Source organism: Jidongwangia harbinensis (assembly GCF_020216025.1).
Taxonomy (GTDB): domain Bacteria; phylum Actinomycetota; class Actinomycetes; order Mycobacteriales; family Micromonosporaceae; genus Actinoplanes; species Actinoplanes harbinensis.
Genome location: NZ_JAIWNC010000115.1, coordinates 1 through 960, shown reverse-complemented (window position 1 = coordinate 960; position 960 = coordinate 1). Strand labels below are relative to the sequence as shown.

Genomic DNA, 960 nt, shown 5'->3' with positions numbered 1-960 from the left:
GGCGAACTCAACTGGTGGTTGCAACACCGACTAGCTCAGCCATTTTTGCAGCTGGGTTGGCCCAGCCCAAGGTCATGCGGGGTCTTCCGTTGAGTTCGTCGGCGACGTGGTCGAGCCCGGCCTGGTCGATGGTGGTGAAGTCGAACCGGCCCTTCGGGAAGTACTGACGGAGCAGACCGTTGGTGTTCTCGTTCGAGCCTCGCTGCCACGGTGAGTGCGGGTCGCAGAAGTAGACCGGGCAGTCGGTGGCGACGGTGAACTGGTGATGGGCGGCCATTTCGGTGCCCTGGTCCCAGGTCAGTGATGCCCGTAGCCGCTGCGGGAGCCAGGCCATCGCGTCGGCAAGCCGGGAGGCCACGTGCTCGGACAGCTTGCCGTCGGGCAGCGCGACCAGGATGACGAATCGGGTCGAACGTTCCACCAGGGTGGCGATAGCCGAGTTCTGGCCGCCGCGGCGGGTGCCTTCGAGCAGGTCGCCCTCCCAGTGGCCGGGTACCGCCCGGTCCGCGGCCTGCGCTGGACGGTCACTGATGTTGAGCCCGAGCCAGGGCCGCTGCGACCGGATCGCGCCGGCCGCCTCCGGACGCGGCCGGCGGCGAACCCGCCCTGAACGCAGGGCGACCTGCCGGCTCAACTCGGCCCTGAGATTCCCCCGGGCCTGCAGGTAGATCGCTTGATAGATCGTCTCGTGGGACACCTGCATCTCCTTACGGCCAGCGAACTCGATCCGCAGCCACGCCGCGATCTGCTGCGGTGACCACCGCTGCCGCAACCCTGCCAGCACCAACTCCCGCAGCACCGGATCCGCCGCCAGCCGGGCAACACGACGCGGCCGGCGATGCCGTAACCAGGACGCCCAGTCCGCCGCCGACGGCAGGTACTGCTGGCCGTACCTCTCGAACCGGCCAACCTCCCGCGACACCGTCGACGGCGCCCGCCCTAAACACCGCGCGATCTGCC

Annotated in this window: 1 protein-coding gene; it reads right to left on the bottom strand. The window is 68.9% G+C overall.

Going from position 1 to position 960, the window contains the following annotated elements; translation table 11 throughout:
• Positions 1–7: 7 nt before the first annotated feature.
• A partial coding sequence (locus LDL48_RS43225) for an IS30 family transposase (protein WP_225261011.1) occupies positions 8–960 on the bottom strand: 953 nt, incomplete at its 5' end.